Consider the following 3,356-nt stretch of genomic DNA (forward strand, 5'->3'; position numbering starts at 1 on the left):
TGGGAGCTTCAGCAACCCTCATGCTACCTCGCCACGGACGGTCACAGAATCGGCAGCAGTCGAGCTGAAGCCCCGGGCACTACGTGGAGCAGTGGCAGCAGCAGAGCGGCCCGGCCATCGCCCGGCGGTTGCTGGTGGCCGCGATGGCGTGCGTGGGGGTGTGGCAGTTGGACCACGACGACTCGGTCCCGGCGATGGCGTTCACGGACGCGCTGGTGCGGTTGAGCGGGCGGCAGGTGAGGAAGAGCAACCGCCACACGGCCCCGGCTCTGTTGGCCGGGTTGTGGGTGCTGCTGTCGATGGTCGCCCTGCTCGAACATCCCAGTCTCACGAAACTCAAAACCTTCATCGCCAAACTGGCTGATCAAGTTCCAAAAGCGCTTGTGTAGATACCAATGCCCACGAGGGGGGAGGGCAAGAGCGCGCCACGGCTACCGATCAACCGGGCCGGTACTCACATCACCGGCGCTCCAGCGGGGGCCGGGGCCGCCGCGGGGACCGGGGCGGGAGCGGGGGTCTCGGCGGCCGGGGCGGGCACGGGCGGAGGGGCAACTTCGGCCGGCGCGACCGGGGGCGGGGCCGCCGGCAGCGTCTTCTTCGGGACCGGCTTCTTCGCGACCGGGGCGGCCTTCTTCGCCACCGGCTTCTTCGTCGTCTTCGCCGCGCTCGCGACCGCCTTCTTGGGGGCGGCGGGTGCGGCCTTCTTCGCCACCAGAGTGGACTTCTTGCTCACCGGCGCGGCCTTCTTGGCCGCCGGTGTGGGCTTCTTCGCGGCCGGAGCGGCTTTCTTCGCCGCCGGGGCGGCCGTCTTCGCGGCCGGCTTCTTCGCTGCTGGCTTCTTCGCTGCTGCCTTCGCCATGAAATGGACTCCGAGAGGGGAGGGACCGGGTTGCGCCGGTCGAAATGGTTCCAATGCTAGGATCACAATCGTCCCGACCCGCCCGCGCCGCCAAGTGGGCTCGGCCACTTCTGGCGAAGTCCCCGGCCCGGCGCGCCGCGGAACCGAGACGATTGCTCCCGTCAGAGCAAACATGGCACACGCGGCGGGACGCGCAACTCGGAAAACCGTCAAAACCGCCCGGGTTTATCAACCCGTGCCCCCGCCCGTGCCGATAGTTCCCGGGGGAAGCCACCGGAGGGGGCGCGCGATGCGATGGAAGACGGTTGCACTCGCCGGGGCGCTCGGGCCATCGGCCCTGGGCTGTACCATCGCCCAAAACGCCACGCGCACCCTCGTGAACGAGGCCCACGTTGTCCACTCGCTCCACGGGGTCGAGCACACGCTGCGGAGCGAGGGCCGGGCCGTGTGGAAAGAGGTCCGCGCCCAGTACCCGCGGCGGGCGTTCACCGCCGAGTTCCGCGACGGGTTCCTCGACGGGTACGTGGACTACCTCGACCGCGGGGGCAACTGCTCGGTCCCGCCGGTGCCGCCCGCGAAGTACACGCGGCACAAGAAGTACTTCACTGAAGAGGGGCAGTGCCTGCTGAAGGACTACCTGCTCGGCTTCAAGTACGGGCAGGACATCGCCGTCGCGACGGGGAAGCGACAGTTCCTGACGGTACCGGTGCTGCTCCCGGTGGTGGACGACGGCCCGCCGCAGTTCACGATCGTGCCCCGGGCCGACGCCGCCGGTAGGCTTCCGACGCCGGCCCCGGTCACCATGCCGGCCCCGACGCCGCCGCCGGCCCCCGCGCCGGCACCCGCACCCGCACCGCAACCGACGCTGTTCCCGCAGTCCGCCGGGGACGCGGCCGGGGCCGGGTCGAGTCTGGCCCCGCTCCGAACCGCCGTTGCCGCCCCGGCGCCGTCGCCCGCTCCGGCGCCGTCGCCCGCTCCGCCGGCCCCGGCCGCGCCGCCCGCCGTCGTGATCCCGATGGCCCCCGCGGTGAAGCTCCCGGCCCCGCCCGCGGGCGTGCCGGAGTTCCCCGAGTTCGTGCCGACGCCGCCGGTCACGGACGAGTTGCCGATCGTCCCGCCGAACCGCGCCGAGTTGCCGGTCGTGCCGCCGAGCCACCCCGAAGCCGCCGGGAAGTGACCATGACCCGAACCGCACCCCTCCGCGTCGCCGCCCTCGCCCTCGCCCTCGTCTCGTGCGGGGCCGGGGGGTGCGCGGCGCTGACCAACCCGGTGTCCGACGGCATCCCGGTCCGCCGGCTGCCGCCCGAGGTGTTCGCCGAGCCGAAGGCCGACCTCAAGGACGTGCCGCTCAACCTGCTCCGGATCAACGAGCCGGGCGACTACCGGCTCGACAAGGGCGACGTGCTCGCGGTCGTGGCCGACGAGGTCGTCACCAAGGAGAGCCAGGGCGTCCCGATCCAGTTCTCCCAGAACCCGAACGCCACCAAGCCGGCCGTCCAGGGCGTGCCGGTCCCGGTCCAGGACGACGGCACCATCCTGCTCCCGCTCCTCGACCCGATCCCGGTGAAGGGGAAGACGCTGCTCGAGGTGCGGGCGCTGATCGTGGACCAGATCGTGAACCAGAAGCAGATCGTCGTGAGGGGCAAGGAGCGGGTGCTGGTGGACCTGATGCAGCCGCGGAAGTACCGGGTGCTGGTGGTCCGCGAGGACAACGGCGGGTCGCCGGCGATCTCGGCCGGGAACTACGGGTCCGAGGTGTCGTTCGGGGGCGGGCGGCGCGGGGCCGCGTACTCGCTGCTCCTGGAGCCGGGCCGCAACGACCTGCTCCAGGCGCTGACGCAGACCGGCGGCCCGCCCGGGTTCGACGCGAAGCACGAGATCGTGATCCGCCGCGGGAAGTACGACCCGGCCGACCCGCTCAAGGGGTACGTCCGGGTGCCGACCCGGGCCAACCCGGCCCGCCCGCTGACGTTCTCCGAGGCCGACATCACCCTGGAGGACGGCGACACGGTGAACATCGAGGCCCGCGACACCGAGGTGTTCTACACCGCCGGGCTGCTCCCCGCGGCGATCCTCCCGGTGCCCCGGGACCGCGACCTGCGGGTGATCGAGGCCATCGCACTGGTACGCGGGCCGCTCATCAACGGCGGGTTCAACCAGAACCAGTTCACCGCCAACTCGGTCAGCACCGGGCTGGGCAACCCCAACCCGAGCCTCGTGACCGTGGTCCGCCGGCTCCCGAACGAGCAGACCGTCCGGATCCGGGTGGACCTGAACGAGGCGTTCCGCGACCAGCGCGAGAACGTCGTCATCCAGCCCGGCGACACGCTCGTGCTCCAGGAGCGCCCGAACGAGTCGTTCGCCCGGTACTTCACCCAGACGTTCCGCATCATCTCGATCGGGAAGCTCGTCACCGGCGACCGCTTCAACGCGACGGCGACCAGCAGCAACCCGTGACCGAGCGGTGGGTGAACGGGGTCGGGGGCGGGAACCACCT

4 protein-coding genes are annotated in these 3,356 nt (G+C 71.5%); 3 read left to right on the forward strand and 1 reads right to left on the reverse strand.

What is annotated here, in order from left to right; all coding sequences use genetic code 11:
• Window positions 1-83: 83 nt before the first annotated feature.
• Window positions 84-389, forward strand: coding sequence for a hypothetical protein (locus ACTIGN_RS17405; protein WP_439626079.1), 306 nt, complete (start codon window positions 84-86; stop codon window positions 387-389).
• Window positions 390-454: 65 nt separating this feature from the next.
• On the opposite strand, the gene ACTIGN_RS17410 is transcribed toward ACTIGN_RS17405, so the two are convergent.
• Window positions 455-859 carry a hypothetical protein gene (locus ACTIGN_RS17410; RefSeq protein WP_439626081.1) on the reverse strand — a complete coding sequence of 135 codons (405 nt, stop codon included), beginning with the start codon at window positions 857-859 and terminating at the stop codon, window positions 455-457.
• A gap of 289 nt (window positions 860-1,148) precedes the next feature.
• Here ACTIGN_RS17410 and ACTIGN_RS17415 point away from each other — a divergent pair, with 289 nt between their 5' ends.
• Entirely contained in the window at window positions 1,149-2,036 is an 888-nt protein-coding gene (locus ACTIGN_RS17415; protein ID WP_439626082.1) for a hypothetical protein, read from the forward strand.
• 2 nt (window positions 2,037-2,038) lie between these two features.
• Complete coding sequence (locus ACTIGN_RS17420; RefSeq protein WP_439626084.1) at window positions 2,039-3,316, forward strand: polysaccharide biosynthesis/export family protein; 1,278 nt, start codon at window positions 2,039-2,041, stop codon at window positions 3,314-3,316.
• Window positions 3,317-3,356: the final 40 nt, after the last annotated feature.

This window comes from Gemmata sp., assembly GCF_051859125.1.
Taxonomy (GTDB): domain Bacteria; phylum Planctomycetota; class Planctomycetia; order Gemmatales; family Gemmataceae; genus Gemmata.

What these genes read in the sequence shown, in the direction of transcription:
- ACTIGN_RS17415 (WP_439626082.1), top strand. Translation starts at nt 1,149, where the DNA reads ATGCGATGGAAGACGGTTGCACTCGCCGGGGCGCTCGGGCCATCGGCC.
- ACTIGN_RS17420 (WP_439626084.1), top strand. Translation starts at nt 2,039, where the DNA reads ATGACCCGAACCGCACCCCTCCGCGTCGCCGCCCTCGCCCTCGCCCTC.
- ACTIGN_RS17410 (WP_439626081.1), bottom strand. Translation starts at nt 859, where the DNA reads ATGGCGAAGGCAGCAGCGAAGAAGCCAGCAGCGAAGAAGCCGGCCGCG.